This is a genomic window from Rhodospirillales bacterium (assembly GCA_016699855.1).
GTDB lineage: Bacteria > Pseudomonadota > Alphaproteobacteria > Reyranellales > Reyranellaceae.
The window spans coordinates 150,045-165,244 of the sequence record CP064988.1; the positions used below are offsets into that span (position 1 = coordinate 150,045).

A 15,200-nucleotide genomic window follows, 5' to 3' on the forward strand; every position below is an offset into this window, starting at 1 on the left:
CAATCACGGCGCGCGGTAGCGGACCACCCTGACGACCGTCCGGTTGTCGACCACGTCGATCCGCGCCACGACCGCGCCGCCGTCGACGGCCGGGGCCGCCTTCACGATGTCGCTCGGAAGGTCGAGGCGCCAGCGGACACCGCCATCCGCGGCGATCGACGCGACGTAGGCCGGGCGCGGCTTGCTCTCGACCAGACCCGTCGCCACCACCACCACGGTTGCTCCCTCGCGGCGCAGCGCGGCGCAATCGTGCGCGCCGAGGTCGAGCGAGCGCCGCCGCTTGCCGGCCGCGTCGAAGAGATCCAGCCAGGTGCGCGACAGCTCGTCCGACGACCCGCGCCGCTCGTACTCCGCCCTTCCACGGAACTGGCCGGACGCGCCGGCGAAAGCCGTGCAGCCGACGTGCTGCGTCATGTCCGGATACGCGCGCTGGGTGGCAAGCCGGCCGTCGACGCCGTAGCGGCGCAAGGTCGGCCGCTCGGTCCCGCCCTCGGCGTCGACCATCAGCAGGCTGTAGCCGCCGCCGTCGTCCTCGCGCGCGTCCTCGACGTAGTCGGGAAAGCGCCGCGACTTGGCCTCGTAGAGCAGGTTGCCGGTCGTGGAGAAGCGCGCGAACCACCAGTAGGGCGGCCCGAAATAGCCGGTGCCGTCGGCCAGCAGCGATCCGTCGCGCATCACGCGCAGCACCGCCGCCTGGCGCATGTCGATGTCGTCGCGGCTCGCGGCGATGTGGCGCGGCAGGCGGCGCTCGACCGAGACGCCGCGGCCGACGTCGACCGCCGACAGGCGCGATACGGCCGGACCCTCGTCCTCGAGGCCGCCCATGAGCCAGTCGCGAACACCCAGATCCGCCGGCCGCCTTCCGCCGTGACGGCGATGGACCGGAGGATCGGCGTGGCGCCGTTCTCCGGCGCCGGCACGGGCAGCGTCGTGGCGCCCTCCGGGCGCCCCCCGGCGTCGACGAGAATCAACTTCAATTCCGCGCCCGGGCCGGGCCTGACCACGAGCGCGGCGCCTCCCTCCGGTCGCGCCGCCAGCGCCGCCAGCCTGTCGAGCGGTCCGCGACCGGCGGGCGCGCCGGTCTCCGCCGGCACCGGCACGTCGACCACGCTCTGCCACGCCAGCGCCGGCGCCGGCGCCTTCGCGAACTCCGGTCCCACCTGCTGCGCCGCCGCGGCGCACGCGAACGCCTGCGCCGCGAGCGCCGCCCAGACCCCGAACCTGAACCGCATCGGCGGCCTCAGACGATCTGGTTGCGGAGGTCCGCCTCGCCGCGCCGCAGCCGCGCGAGGTTCTCCATCAGGAGATCGAGCACGTTGTCCTCGTACTTGCGCGTCTCGCCGGCGCTGTGCGGCGTGACCAGCACGTTGTCCATCGCCCACAGCGGCGAGGACGCCGGCAGCGGCTCCTCGACGGTGCAATCCAGACCGGCGCCGGCGATCTGGCCGACGTTCAGCGCCGCGACCAAGGCGGGCTCGTCGACGCACTTCCCGCGCGCCACGTTGATCAGGAACGCCGAGCGTTTCATCGCGCCCAGCGCGCGGGCGTCGATGATGCGCTCCGTGCGCGGCGTCAGCGGGCAGGTCAGCGCGACGAAATCCGCCGAGGGCAGGACGTCGAGCAGCCGGTCGTCGGCGACCACCTCGTCGGCCGCGCCCCGACCCGTCGACACGTCGCGCTTGGCGCCGATCACGCGCATGTCGAACGCCTTGGCCAGAGTCGCCAGCCGCTGGCCGATGCGGCCGAGGCCGACGATCACCAGCGTCTTGCCGCCGAGCTCGTCCTCGCGCCGCGACAGGTCGCCGATCATACCGCGCCAGTGGCCCTTGCGCTGGTTGTCCCGGGCGAGATGGAGCTGGCGCGTCATCGCCAGGATCAGCGAGACCGCGTGCTCCGCCACCGCGCGCTCGTTGGAGCCTTGGGCGCTGGCCAGCCGCACCCCGGCGGCGCGCAGCGCGTCCTTGTCGTACTGGTCGACGCCGGCGCTGATCGACTGGATGAAACGCAGCTTCGGCGCCTTGGCCAGCAGCTCGTTGCGCCACAGGCCGGAGACCACGACGATATCTGCGCCGGGGATGGCCGCCTCCAGCGCCTCGCGGTCACGCGCCTCGACGAAGCGGATGCCGGCGCCGCGCGCCGTGAAGCGCTCGCCCAGCCGGTACGCGACATGCGCGAAACAGATGGTCAGATCGGAATCGGCCGGCAAACCCGTCATGTCTCGTCCCCGGAAAAAACGTCAACGATCGGAGGGAAGCCCCTCATCCCTTCTTGAATTTCGGCGCGCGGTGCTCGACGAAGGCGTTGAGCGCCTCCTGCGCGTCGGGATGGTCGCGCAGCAGGCACATGCTCTCGACCACGTTCTCGATGTTGCGGCGGTAGTCCAGATCGTTGGCCCGCATCCACGCGTCGCGCATCAGCCGCATCGCCGTCGGTGACTTTTCCGCGAATTTCGCCGCGATGGCGCGCGCCTTGGGCAGCACCTCGGCCTTGGGCACGACATGGTTGACGATGCCCAGCCGGTGCATCTCCGCCGACGGCACCGGATCGCCGGTGAACAGGATCTCGAACGCGCGGTGGCGGCCGATCTGCCGCGGCAGGTGCACGAGGTGCATCGCCGGCATCACGCCGACGTTGATCTCCGGGTAGCCGAAATTGACGCCCTCGGCCGCCACGATCATGTCGCACGACACCGCCCAGGTGGTGCCCGCCGCCAGCGCGTGGCCGGTGACGGCGGCGATGGTCGGCTTGCCCATGCGGTACTGGGCCTCGTGCATCTCGAAGTAGAAGACCTCGATGAAGTCGCGCAGGCCGCGTCCGTCGACGGCGCGCGCCATCCTGAGGTCCATGCCGGCGCTGAACACCGTGTCGAGCGCGCTGCGCAGGATCACGGCCCGCACGCCGTCGTCGATCCGGGCGCGGCGGTAGCCGTCGATCACCTCGCGCGCCAGCTCCTTGGTGATCGCGTTGACCGGCGGCCGGTTCATGGTGATCTCGGCGGCCGCGCCGCGGACGGCGTACTCGATGAAGGCGTAGTCGCCCATGCGTGACCTCCCCCCGCTGTCGGCGCGCCATCATACCCGAGATCGGCGCGCCGCGGGCACGGAGACTACGCCGCGTCGGCCTTCTGGCCGACGCGCTGCGCCAGGCTCGCGGCCATGAAGCCGTCGAGGTCGCCGTCGAGCACCTTCTGCGGGTCGGTGCGCTCGACGCCGGTGCGCAGGTCCTTCACCAGCTGGTAGGGCTGCAGCACGTAGCTGCGGATCTGGTGGCCCCAGCCGATGTCGCTCTTGTTGGCCTCGACCGCCGCCCGCTCCGCCTCGCGCCGCTGCAGCTCGGCCTCGTAGAGGCGGGCCTTCAGCATCTGCATCGCCTTGGCGCGGTTCTGGTGCTGGCTGCGCTCCTGCTGGCAGGCCACGGCGATGCCGCTGGGGATGTGCGTGATGCGCACCGCCGAGTCGGTCTTGTTGACGTGCTGGCCGCCCGAGCCCGACGCGCGGTAGGTGTCGACGCGCAGGTCCTTGTCGAGGATCTCGATCTCGATGCTGTCGTCGACCTCGGGATAGACCCAGGCCGAGGCGAAGCTGGTGTGGCGCCGCGCCTGGCCGTCGTAGGGCGAGATGCGCACCAGCCGGTGCACCCCGCTCTCCGTCTTGAGCCAGCCGTAGGCGTTCGGGCCGTCGATCTTGACGGTGCAGGATTTGATCCCCGCCTCCTCGCCCGGGCTCTCCTCGAGGTAGGTGACCTTGTAGCCGCGCTTCTCGGCCCAGCGCATGTACATGCGCGCCAGCATCTCGCCCCAGTCCTGGGCCTCGGTGCCGCCGGCGCCGGCGTTGATCTCGAGATAGCAGTTGTTGGCGTCGGCCTCGCCGGACAGCAGCGACTCGAGCCGCATCTGGTGCGCCTCGGCGGCCAGCCCGCGGATGGCGGCCTCGGCCTCGTCGACCAGCGCCTGGTCGCCCTCGGCGCCGGCCAGCTCGATCATCCCGATGTTGTCGGCCAGCGCGCCCTCGATGCGCCGCACGGTGCCGACCGACTTCTCCAGCCGGTCGCGCTCGCGCATGACGGTCTGCGCGTTCTTCGAATCGTTCCAGAGGGTCGGGTCCTCGGCGCGGGCGTTCAGCTCCGCCAGCCGGTCGACGGCGCGGTCGAAGTCAAAGATGCCTCCTCAGCAGCCCTACGGACTGCTGGATCTGGTCGACGAGCGACTGGATCTCCGCGCGCATGGTCATCGTTCCCGGTACGAGGGAGCGGCGTCTTAGTAGGTCTCGCCGGAGCCCGTCAAGGTCGGGCGGCCGGACCTCGCCGGCGGCGGGATCACGCGCGGCGACGCCCCCGGCGTGGGCTCGGCGCCCGCCGGCGGCGCCTCCGTCGTCTCGGCCGGCGGCCCCGGCGGCAAAGGCGGCGAGATCACCACGACCTCGGGCTCGTCGTCTGCGGTCTGCCGGCCGCCGGCGCCCGCCACGAAGCGGGTCGAACCGTCGACGACGTAGCCGTCGTAGCCGGTCGGCTCGGTGCCCGGTTTGAACGCCTCCCAGATGGCGCCGGGATCGCCGGGCGCCGGCTGGCCGCTGGACGGATTGACGCGCATCAGGCGCAGTCCCGGCGGGATCCGGAACGGTGTCGGCGCCTTGTCCTTGAACAGTTCGCGCGCCACGCGCTCGAAGATCGGCACCGCGACCGAGCCACCGGTCTCGCGTCCGAGCGATTTCGGTTCGTCGTATCCGACATAGACGCCGATCACGATGTCGGGCGTGAAACCGATGAACCACACGTCGCGCGCGTCGTTGGTCGTGCCGGTCTTGCCGGCGATCGGGCGGCCGAGCTTTGCCAACCGCGCCGCCGTGCCGCGGACCGTCACGCCCTGCATGATGTGCGCGATCTGGTAGGTCGAGTGCGGATCGAAGAACGGCGCGCGACGGTCGATGACCTCTGGCGCGCGCTCGGCGCTGGCCTCGCCGGCGCAGCCGACGCAGGTCCGCGGATCGTGCCGGAACATCGTGCGGCCGTGGCGGTCCTGCACGCGGTCGATCAGGCTGGGCGTGATCGGCTTGGCGCCGTTGGCCAGCATCGCGTAGCCCATGGTCATGCGCAGCAGCGTCGTCTCGCCGGCGCCGAGCGCCAGCGGCAGGTAGTGCTTCATCGAATCGTCGATGCCGAACTGCTTGGCGACCGAGGCGACCTTGTCCATGCCGGCGGCGCGCGCCAGGCGCACCGTCATGAGATTGCGCGACTGCTCGATGCCTTGCCTCAGCGTCAGCGGACCCGCCGGCGCCGTGCCACCGTAGTTCTGCGGCCGCCAGATCGGCTGGCCGCCGCCGGGATTGATCTCGATCGGCGCGTCGAGGATCAACGTCGAGGGGGTCATGCCCGCGTCGAGTCCGGCGAGATACACGAACGGTTTGAACGCGGAGCCGGGCTGGCGCTGCGCCTGGGTGGCGCGGTTGTACTGGCTGCGCGCGTAGCTCCAGCCGCCGGACATCGCCATGACTCGCCCGGTCTGCACGTCCATCACCAGCACGGCGCCGTCGACCTCGGGGATCTGGCGCAGGTGGAACGTGCCCGGCGCGTTGGCGCGCGCCTCGACCGCGACGATGTCGCCGATCTGGGCCGGCCGCTGGTAGCGCGTCCAGGCCATCTCCTGGTACGGAATGCGGCCCTCGCCGCCGTCGGCGAGGCCGATGCGGGCGCCCTGCCCGTCGTAACCGAGCACCAGCGCCGGCCGCCACGTCTTGTAGCCGCCCGGAAACGGCTTCTCGGCGACGTGTTTGGCGAAGCGCGCCTTCCAGTTGTCATGCGGCGGCGAGATCTTGTCCTTCGGCGGACGCCAGCCGCGGCGGCGGTCGAACTCCACGAGACCGTCGCGCAGCGCGTTGTCAGCCATGCGCTGGATGTCGAAATCGAGCGTCGTGCGCACCGTCAGGCCGCCCTCGTACAGCCCCTTCTCGCCGTAGGCGGCCAGCAGATTGCGGCGCACCTCCTCGGTGAAGAACTCGGCGGCCGCGAACTCCGGCTCGGCCCGCTTGCGCGGCACCAGCCGCTCGGCCTTGGCGGCCTGGACCTCGGCCGCCGTGACGTAGCCGTCCTCCAGCATGCGTCCCAGCACGTAGTCGCGCCGCTCGTGCGCGCCCTTGGGGTTGCGGGTCATGCTGTAGTGGTTCGGCGCCTTGGGCAGCGCCGCGAGATACGCCATTTCCGACAGCGTCAGCTCGTCGAGCGACTTGTCGAAATAGTTCAGCGCCGCCGCGGCGACGCCGTAGTTGCCGCCACCGAGGTAGATCTCGTTGATGTAGAGTTCGAGGATGCGGTCCTTGCTGAACGCGCCCTCGATGCGGAACGCCAGGATCGCCTCGCGGATCTTGCGCTCGATCGAGCGCTCGTTGCCGACCAGGAAGTTCTTGGCGACCTGCTGCGTGATGCTCGAGGCGCCCTCCGGACGCCGCCCGCTGCGCAGGTGCTGGAGATTGCTCATCGCCGCCCGGCCGACGCCGAGGAAATCGACCCCGGGATGCGAGTAGAAACGCTGGTCCTCCGCCGCGACGAACGCCAGCAGCAGCCGCTTCGGCATCGCCGACACCGGGACGAAGACCCGCTTCTCCTTATGGTACTCGGCCAGCAGCCGCCCGTCGCCCGTGTATAGGCGGGTCGTCATGGCCGGCTGGTGGTCGACCAGCTGCTTGTGGTCGGGCAGGCCCGGCGCGTAGTGGAAATACGCGGCCGCGACGACGCCGACCGCGAGCACGATCCCGGCGAATCCCAGCCGCAGCAACCACCTGACGATACCGAGCACCGGAACACCTCGTCCGCCGACCGCTCCGGCCGAGCCTGTTTGTACGCGCGCCGCCGCCACACGGCAACGCGTCCACCGCCGCAGGGTGCCCCGCGACTAAGCCTTTTTCGGGGCCGGGGGCGCGGCGGTCCGCGGCGGCGTCCCGCCGGTCCCCGGCTTGGAGACCGCCGGCGGCGACGGCGACGGTTCCGGCGGGCGCGGGCGGCTGGCGAAAAACCGGTCGGTCGCGTCGAGCACGCTTTGCGCGATCCGCCGCTGATGCGCGGGCTGGCGCATCAGGCGCTCCTCCCGGCGGGTTGGACATGTAGCCGATCTCCAGCAGGACGGCCGGCGTGTCGGGCGCCGTCAGGACCGCGAAACCGGCGTATCGGTGGCTGCGTGGCAGCAGCGCGACGCCGCCTCGCGCCAGCGCGTCCACGAGCTGGCCGGCGAACACGCGCGACTGGTTGATCGTCTCGCGCTGCGACAGGTCGATCAGGATGCTGGCGACCTCCGGCGGTTTGCCCCGGAAATCGACGCCCGCGACGACGTCCGCCTTGTTCTCCTTCGCCGCCAGCGCCGCCGCTTCGCGGTCGGAGGCGTCCTCGGACAGCGTGTAGACCGTGGCCCCTTGAGTCCCCGAATCCGGATGCCAATCGGCGTGCAGCGACAGGAACAGGTCGGCCTTGGCGGCGCGCGCGTGCGCGACCCGGTCGCGCAGCGGCAGATAGGAATCGCGCGAGCGGGTCAGCACCGGTCGATAGCGGCCCGTCGCCTGGTACTGGCGCGCCAGCTCGACCGCGACCTGCATCACGACTGTCTTCTCGTAGGTGCCGGAGACACCGATCGTCCCCGGATCGCCACCGCCATGGCCGGGGTCGATGACGACGACGCGCGGCTTGGCGCGCGGCTTGGGTTTGGCGGCGGCGGCCGACGGGGCCTGCGCCACCGGTCCTGCAGCGGCGGCCCTCGCGGTCGCGGCGAGGCTTCCGAGCAACGCCGTGGTGCCCAGCCAGATCGCCCGCCGCCGCGGAAAGCCGTCCTTCGTTCCCATGTCTCCACCCCTTCGCCGGGGTCACGGGCATATTTTCACTTCCAAAGATCATTATACATATCATTTACTTATGGCAGAGTCTTGATCAATATTAATGGCCATCTCGGATAGCCGCGCGAAGAAATGTTTGTGAACGGGGCGTGACGGGCGTATGGTCCGAACCGCGAACAGTCGTCGTCGTTCGGCTCGCCCCTAGGGCGCGGGCGTTCCGACGGCGTCCGGCTCAGCCCCCTACGTTTCTTAACGAAACGGTGATCGATGCGGTCGCGGGGGGCGACGACGAGGCGGACGTTTTGGTGACGGCGGCTAGATGAAACCCCCGAGGTCGGCGTAGGTTCAAGACGCCTCGGGGCGCCGAATTCGTCCCCGTCCTGGTGCTCGCACCGTTCGACGGGCGGCCGCGGCGCTGCCGACCTCGCGACTGAGCGACGGACGTCCCGCCCGACGGTTCGCACGGGCGTTTCCGCGGACGTCGCGGAGTCATAACGGCCATGGCCAAGCGCATGCTGGTCGACGCCACGCATCCGGAGGAAACCCGGGTCGTCGTGGTCGACGGAACCAAGCTCGAAGAATTCGACTTCGAGACATCGACCAAGAAACAGCTCAAGGGCAGCATCTACCTCGCGAAGGTGGTGCGGATCGAGCCGTCGCTGCAGGCGGCGTTCGTGGAGTATGGCGGGAACCGGCACGGCTTCCTCGCCTTCTCCGAGATCCATCCCGACTACTACCAGATTCCGGTCGCGGACCGCGAGAAGCTGCTCGCCGAGCAGAACCGCGCGCATCGCGACTACGACGAGGACCGGCCGCGCCGCAACCGCATCGACCGCAGCGACATCGAGGATGTCGCGGAGGCGCGCGAGGCGTTGGCGCCGTCCACCGCCGAGGCGCATGTCGGCGAGTCCGGCGGCGAGGACACGCCGGTCGACGCGGCCACCGCCGCCGAGAGCGTCGAGCGCATCGACGATGCCGCGGCGCGCGACGTCCCGGCCGCGCCGGTGATCGAGGCGGCCGCCGCGCACGACGAGGACGCCGCCGGACCCGGCGCGATCCCCGCGTCGAGGGCCGTGGACGCCGTGCAGGGTCCGACCGTCGGCGACGTCGCAGAGACGATCGACGCCGCGGGCGCCGCGCCGGCCGACGGCGACGCGCCGCCGGCCTCCGATCCGGCCGACGGCGCGCAGCCGGAGATTCCGGTCGAGACGCTGGGTGGCGACGACTACGAGCGGCCTCCTCGGCGCTCGAGCCCGTCGCGCCAGTACAAGATCCAGGAGGTCATCAAGCGCCGGCAGATCCTGCTGGTGCAGGTCGTCAAGGAGGAGCGCGGCAACAAGGGCGCGGCCCTCACGACGTACCTGTCGCTGGCCGGCCGCTACGCCGTGTTGATGCCGAACGCCGGCCGTGGCGGCGGCATCTCCAGGAAGATCACGAACGCCGGCGACCGCAAGCGCATGAAGGACATGCTGGCGGAGCTCGAGGTGCCGTCGGGCATGGGCGTCATCCTGCGCACCGCCGGCCTCGAGCGCTCGCGCCCCGAGATCCGGCGCGACTACGACTACCTGATGCGCCTGTGGGACAGCATCCGCGAGCTGACCTTCCAGTCCAAGGCGCCGGCGCTGATCTACGAGGAAGGCGACATCGTCAAGCGGTCGATCCGCGACCTCTACAACGCCGACATCGAGGACGTGCTGGTCGAGGGCGAGGGCGGCCACCAGCAGGCGCAGGACTTCATGCGCCAGCTGATCCCGCAGCACGCCGCCAAGGTGAAGCTGTACCGCGATCCGATCCCGCTGTTCCACCGCTACCAGGTCGAGGCGGCGCTCGACGCCATGCATTCGCCGTCGGTGCAGCTGAGGACCGGCGCCTACATCGTCATCAATCCGACCGAGGCGCTGGTCGCCATCGACGTCAACTCCGGCCGCGCCACCAAGGAGCGGAACATCGAGGAGACGGCGCTGCGCACCAACGTCGAGGCGGCGGAGGAGATCGCCCGCCAGGTGCGCCTGCGCGATCTCGCCGGCCTCGTCGTCATCGACTTCATCGACATGGAGGAGTCGCGCCACCAGGGTCAGGTCGAGCGCCGCCTCAAGGAGGCGATGAAGAACGACCGCGCCCGGATCCAGATCGGCCGCATCAGCGCCTTCGGCCTGCTCGAGCTGTCGCGCCAGCGCCTGCGGCCGAGCCTGCTGGAGAACTCGACCGAGGTGTGCCCGCACTGCGAGGGTACCGGCCGCATCCGCTCCGTCGAATCGACCGCGCTGCACGTGCTGCGCGGCATCGAGGAGGAAGGCAACCGCCGCCGCGCCGGCGAGATCGTCGTCAAGGTGCCGGTGTCGGTCGCGCTCTACCTGCTGAACCACAAGCGGATCAACATCGCCGACATCGAGCAGCGCTACGGCTTCCGCGTGCTGGTCGCCGGCGACGACGACCTGATCCCGCCGCACTACGACATCGAGCGCACGCGTCCGCGCGGCGCGATGGAGGCCGCACCGCTCGCGCGGACGACCGCCAGCGCGCACTACGAGGAGGTCGGCGAGGACGACGAGGAGTCGGCGGTCGACGAGGCGTCGGCCGAGACGCCGGTCGATTCCGCCGCGCCCGGCGAGGAGTTGGACGGCGACGGCCGCCGCCGCCGCCGCCGCCGGCGCCGCCGTCGTGGCGACGAGCCGGGTGGCGTCGACGCGCCGCACGCCGCGGCGCTGGGCGATGAGCCCGGCAGCGCCGACGCGGCGCGGCCGGCGCCGCATGGCGCGGTCGAGGACGACGGCGCCGCCGTCGCGAACGAGGCCGAGGACGCCGACGACGCGGCCGCCGGTCCGCGCGACGCCGCCGGTGACGACGAGGACGCGCGCCGCCGCCGACGCCGCGGACGCCGCGGTGGCCGCGGTCGCCGTCGCGACGAGCCGGGTGGCGACGTGGAGACGGCCGAAGCCTCCGACGCCGACCGGTCGCCGCGCGATCCGGTCGACCCGCCGGGCGGCGACTGGCACGCGCCCGCGGAGGCCCCGATCCCGCCGCCGTTCGTGGCGGACACCGCCGCGCCCGTCGAGCCGGCGCCGGCCGTGATCGTGCCGCCACCGACGCCCCTGTCGACGCCGGTCCCGATCCCGCCGCCGGCGCCCGCCGCGGCGGTCCAAGCCGCGGCCAATGACGCGGTGGCGCCGCCGCCAGCCGCGGTCGAGCCGGCGCCGCCGCCCGCAGTGCCGGCGACCGCCGTGGACATCCCGCCGGAGAAGCCGCGTCGCGGCTGGTGGGCGGCGGGCTCGTAGACACGCGGCGATCGGGCGGCCCTGCTCTCCCATCGGAACCGGACCGCCGCGCCATGCGCGGCGGTTCTTCGTTCAACCGGGCGTCGACGACGCCCGCCGCGCCGGCCGGGTCAACGCTTCCAGGCCGCGAGCCGTCGCGCGGCCTCGGCCATGTCGGCCGTGCTGCCGGCGAACGAGAAACGAAGGGTGCCGCGGCCGCGGTCCGGATCGAAATCGACGCCGGGAGTCGCGGCGACGCCCGCCTCGCGCAGCATGCGGCGGCAGAACTCGACGCTGTCGTTGGTCAGGCGCGAGACGTCGGCGTAGAGGTAGAACGCGCCCTCGGGCACGGTCAGCCGGTCGAAACCCGCCGCCGGCAGCCGTTCGAGCAGCAGATCGCGGTTGGCGCGGTAGCGCGCGACATGCGCCTCGAGCTCGTCGCGGCAGTCGAACGCGCCCAGCGCCGCGAACTGCGACAAGGTCGGCGTCGAGATCATCAGGTTCTGCGTCAACCTCTCGATCGGCCGCACGAGGTCCGGCGGCACGACCAGCCAGCCGATGCGCCAGCCGGTCATCGAGAAGTACTTCGAGAAGCTGTTCACCACGATCGCGTCGTCGGTGACCTCGAGCGCGCTGGTGGCGCGCCCGCCGTAGGTGAGCCCGTGGTAGATCTCGTCAGAGATCAGCCGCGTGCCGGCGGCGCGGCAATGCGTCGCCAGCGCCGCGAGCTCCCCGCGCGTGACCATGGTGCCGGTCGGATTCGACGGGCTGGCGACGATCAACCCGGCCAGCGGCTCCGCGACCTTCGACAGCGCCGCGACGGTCGGCTGGTAGCGCTCCGCCTCGGACGTGACGATGTCCAGCGGCCGCATGCCGAGGGACGACAGGATGTTGCGGTACGGCGGATAGCCCGGCGCCGCCATCGCGACGGCGTCGCCGGCGTCGAACGCGGCGAGGAACGCCATCAGGAAGCCGGCCGACGATCCCGTCGTGACGATCACCCGCGCCGGATCGAGCGCCACGCCATACCACTCGCCGTAGAGCGCCGCGATGCGTTCCCGCAGGACCGGCATCCCGAGCGCCTCGACATAGCCGATCTTGTCCTTCTCCAACGCCGTCGCGGCCGCGCGCAGGGCGCCGGACGGCGCCGGCGTGCTGGGTTGGCCGACCTCGCAATGCACGACCGACTCGCCGCGCGCCTCCATCGCGTTGGCGTCGCGGATAACATCCATGACGATGAAGGGCGGCACGCCCTCGGCGCGACGCGAAATCTTGCGGCCGCCCACCGGCGCCTTCCGCGGCGTCTCGCCATCCATTCTAACGGCCCGCCACCAGAGCGAGCCCGTAGCCGCGCGGATCGGCGACGACCTGGCACAATCCGGGACTCTGCCGCAGCCCCGCCGGACACACGATCATGCCGACCTGTCCGCCGGAGGTCGCCGCGATCGCGGCGCCCAAGGGGCGGCCGTCGCCGAGCGCCAGACGCGCCGCCGTGCCGACGGCCGCCGGCCCGCCGCCGCCGGAGGCAGCGCCCGCCAGCAGGGCGTCGCCGGTGTTGGTGTTCGCCACCACCATCGCCGCCGACGCGCCGCCGCCGGAATCCGGTGGCGCCGCCATCAGGATGCCGGTGCCCGGCGCCATACGGGCGCTGCCGAACGGTCCGTTCATGCCGACGACGCAGGCCACCGCGTTGGCCTGCCGGTCGATGGCGACGAACGCCGCCTCGCCGCCGCCCGCGCCCCCTGCCGATACCGGCGCCGCGCCGGTGAACGCCGCCCGCGCCGCGACCCCGCCCTGGAATGGCGGCGACGGCGCGAAATAGACGGTGTGGCTGCCGAAGCGCGTCGTCGCGGCCGGCGTCGCGCTGGCCACCGCGGCGCGCATATCCGTCTCGCTGAGGCCGCCGCCGGCGTCGCGGACAGCGTCGGACAGACGACGCGCGAACGCGCCGGCGAAGAACTCGCCGCCGCCCCTGACGCGGATCGTCGACAGCGTCGCCGCCAGATCGATCTGCGTCAGCCGGTCGCCCTCTCCCACCGCGGCCCCGCCGCCGCGCTCGAACACGCGGCGCGCCGCCGGATCGGCCCGGAGCCGCGCGGCGCCCTCGCGCAGGTCGCGCGCCAGCGCGCGCGAGACGGGCACGCCCTCCCGCGCCATGCGCTCGGCCGGCGCGACGAGCTGCTCCCAGCGCAGCGCGCCGTGACGCGCGTGCAGAAGGGTCATGCCGCGGACCGCCGTGGGCACGGCGATGTCGAACGCCCGCGACGCCGTGGCGGGCCGCGGCGCGGCGAAGACGATCGCCTCGGCCTGGCGGGTCTTGTGCGCGTGCGCGATGCAGACTCCGTTGGCGCCGAGGCTGGCGGCCGACGGCAGGGTCACCGCCATCGCGAAGTACATGGCGACCGCGGCGTCGGCGGCGGAGCCGCCGGCGGAGACGATTTCGCGCCCGACCTCCGCCGCGTAGGGCTCGTCCGCCACAACCGCGCCCAAAAAGCCCGCCATGAAGCCGGTGGGCGTGTCGCCCGCCCGACCACCGCAGCCCGCCATGGCCGCCAGCGCGAGCGACGCGGCGACGGCGAGGCTGGCACGTTGACGCGCCGGCGCGGCGTCCGTAGCCTTTTCAATCCCGGCCGCCGGGACCCGTCCGGGAGTATCGGATTTGAGCGTTCGCCTGTTCACGTCGTTCCTCGCGATCGCCGCCGTGCTCGTGCCGGCGGCCGTCCTGCCGTCCGCCGGGGCCAGCGCCCAGCGCGAGCGCATAGAATTAGTCCGCGACGCCGAGATTGAAAACGCCATTCGCACGATGTCGCGGCCGATCTTCCAGGCCGCCGGGCTCGACGCCGGAGCGATCGAGGTCCATCTGGTCCAGGACCGCAAGATCAACGCCTTCGTCGCCGGCGGCCAGCGGATCTTCATCAACACCGGACTGATCATGCGCACCGAGAGCGCCAACCAGCTCCTGGGCGTGCTCGCCCACGAGGCAGGCCACATCCGGGGCGGACACCTCGCGATCCTCCAGGAGCAGATGCGCAACGCCACCGCCCTGGCGGTCCTCGAGATGATCCTGGCCGCCGGCGCCGCCGGCGCCGGCGGCTCGATCAACCGTTCCGGCCAGGGAACCGGCGCCGGCGGCAACGTGCCGGGCCAGCCTGGCGCGCCCTACGCTTTGAAGCAGCTCCTGGCCTACAACCGGGCACAGGAGCAGGCCGCCGACCAGGCCGGAGTCACGGCGCTCGAGCGCGCCGGAATGTCGCCGCGCGGGATGGTCGAGGTCATGCGCATGCTGCAGCAGCAGGAGCGCATCTACGTCGGCAGCGGCGCCGACCCCTATCTGCGCAGCCATCCGTCGTCGAGCGAGCGGATCGCGTTCCTCGAGGAGATGGTGTCGCGGTCGCGCACCGCGAACGTGCCCGACCCGCCGGCCTTCAAGGAGATGCACGCGCGCATGGTCGCCAAGACGCTGGGCTATTTCGAGCCGGCGCGCGCGCTGCAGAAATACCCGTCGGGCGACAACAGCGTCGCCGGCCGCTACGGCCGCGCCATGGCGCTGTTCCGCATGGGCCAGGCCGCCGCCGCCGTCGCGATGGCCGACCAGCTCATCCGCGAGAATCCGCGCGACCCCTACTTCCACGAGTTCCGGGGCGACGTGCTGCGCGACTCGGGCAGACCGGGCGACGCGGTGGCGTCCTACGCCCAGGCGGTCGCGCTGTCCCCCGGCGACGCCGCGCTGCGGTTCGGCCTCGCCCAGGCGCAGTCCGGCGCCGGCCGCCACGCCGACGCGGCGAAGACGCTGGAGCAGGTCGTGCGCGTCGAGCCGACCAACGGCGGCGCCTGGGACCTGCTCGCGCGCACCTACGCCGCGCTCGGCAACCAGCCGATGACAGATCTGGCGACGGCCGAGAAATTCTACCTCGAGGGGCCGGAGAAGCGCAGCGCCGCCCTGCACAAGGCCGACGCCGCCGCCCGCGCCCTGCCGCGCGGGTCGCCGGCGTGGCAACGCGCCACCGATCTACGCGCCGCCATCGAGGCCGACCGGCCGAGCCGGCGGTGAGGCGCTTCCGCGCGCTCTCGCGGTGTTGATCGGCGCCCCGCCGGCGCCGTGCTAAGCGACCTTCGACTTGAAATTCCCCCAGGA

Annotated in this window: 9 protein-coding genes; 2 read left to right on the plus strand and 7 right to left on the minus strand. The window is 72.1% G+C overall.

Going from position 1 to position 15,200, the window contains the following annotated elements; translation table 11 throughout:
* Positions 1-3: 3 nt before the first annotated feature.
* The 5 genes from IPK81_00695 to IPK81_00715 all read right to left on the minus strand — a co-directional run bounded on the left by IPK81_00695 (position 4) and on the right by IPK81_00715 (position 6,787).
* Complete coding sequence (locus IPK81_00695) at positions 4-825, minus strand: hypothetical protein (GenBank protein ID QQS12842.1); 822 nt, start codon at positions 823-825, stop codon at positions 4-6.
* A 415-nt stretch (positions 826-1,240) separates the two neighbouring features.
* Complete coding sequence (locus IPK81_00700) at positions 1,241-2,215, minus strand: D-2-hydroxyacid dehydrogenase (GenBank protein ID QQS12843.1); 975 nt, start codon at positions 2,213-2,215, stop codon at positions 1,241-1,243.
* A 43-nt stretch (positions 2,216-2,258) separates the two neighbouring features.
* Positions 2,259-3,041, minus strand: a complete 783-nt coding sequence (locus tag IPK81_00705; protein QQS12844.1) for an enoyl-CoA hydratase/isomerase family protein — start codon at positions 3,039-3,041, stop codon at positions 2,259-2,261.
* 65 nt (positions 3,042-3,106) lie between these two features.
* Positions 3,107-4,223, minus strand: a protein-coding gene (prfB, locus tag IPK81_00710) for a peptide chain release factor 2 (GenBank protein ID QQS12845.1) whose coding sequence is annotated in 2 segments (ribosomal slippage) — positions 3,107-4,153 and positions 4,155-4,223 — 1,116 coding nt in all. Because the reading frame shifts where the segments join, the coding sequence is not laid out codon by codon here.
* Positions 4,224-4,255: 32 nt separating this feature from the next.
* A complete protein-coding gene (locus IPK81_00715) occupies positions 4,256-6,787 on the minus strand; it encodes a penicillin-binding protein 1A (protein QQS12846.1) in 2,532 nt (843 codons plus the stop codon).
* Between the two features lie 1,524 nt (positions 6,788-8,311).
* Here IPK81_00715 and IPK81_00720 point away from each other — a divergent pair.
* Positions 8,312-11,086: a ribonuclease E/G gene (locus IPK81_00720; protein QQS12847.1), complete on the plus strand. Its 2,775-nt coding sequence runs from the start codon at positions 8,312-8,314 to the stop codon at positions 11,084-11,086.
* A gap of 110 nt (positions 11,087-11,196) precedes the next feature.
* Here IPK81_00720 and IPK81_00725 read toward each other — a convergent pair whose 3' ends face one another.
* Both IPK81_00725 and IPK81_00730 read right to left on the minus strand, forming a co-directional pair.
* On the minus strand, positions 11,197-12,381 hold the full coding sequence (locus IPK81_00725; protein QQS12848.1) for a pyridoxal phosphate-dependent aminotransferase: 1,185 nt from the start codon (positions 12,379-12,381) through the stop codon (positions 11,197-11,199).
* 1 nt (position 12,382) lies between these two features.
* Complete coding sequence (locus IPK81_00730; GenBank protein QQS12849.1) at positions 12,383-13,861, minus strand: gamma-glutamyltransferase; 1,479 nt, start codon at positions 13,859-13,861, stop codon at positions 12,383-12,385.
* Positions 13,862-13,868: 7 nt separating this feature from the next.
* Here IPK81_00730 and IPK81_00735 point away from each other — a divergent pair, with 7 nt between their 5' ends.
* Positions 13,869-15,116: a M48 family metalloprotease gene (locus IPK81_00735; GenBank protein QQS12850.1), complete on the plus strand. Its 1,248-nt coding sequence runs from the start codon at positions 13,869-13,871 to the stop codon at positions 15,114-15,116.
* Positions 15,117-15,200 lie beyond the last annotated feature (84 nt).

Bases quoted from the DNA above. Each gene is read 5' to 3' on its own strand.
- IPK81_00725 (QQS12848.1), bottom strand. From the start codon at position 12,381: ATGGATGGCGAGACGCCGCGGAAGGCGCCGGTGGGCGGCCGCAAGATT.
- IPK81_00730 (QQS12849.1), bottom strand. From the start codon at position 13,861: ATGGCGTTTTCAATCTCGGCGTCGCGGACTAATTCTATGCGCTCGCGC.
- IPK81_00705 (QQS12844.1), bottom strand. From the start codon at position 3,041: ATGGGCGACTACGCCTTCATCGAGTACGCCGTCCGCGGCGCGGCCGCC.
- IPK81_00700 (QQS12843.1), bottom strand. From the start codon at position 2,215: ATGACGGGTTTGCCGGCCGATTCCGATCTGACCATCTGTTTCGCGCAT.
- IPK81_00735 (QQS12850.1), top strand. From the start codon at position 13,869: ATGTCGCGGCCGATCTTCCAGGCCGCCGGGCTCGACGCCGGAGCGATC.
- IPK81_00695 (QQS12842.1), bottom strand. From the start codon at position 825: ATGGGCGGCCTCGAGGACGAGGGTCCGGCCGTATCGCGCCTGTCGGCG.
- IPK81_00720 (QQS12847.1), top strand. From the start codon at position 8,312: ATGGCCAAGCGCATGCTGGTCGACGCCACGCATCCGGAGGAAACCCGG.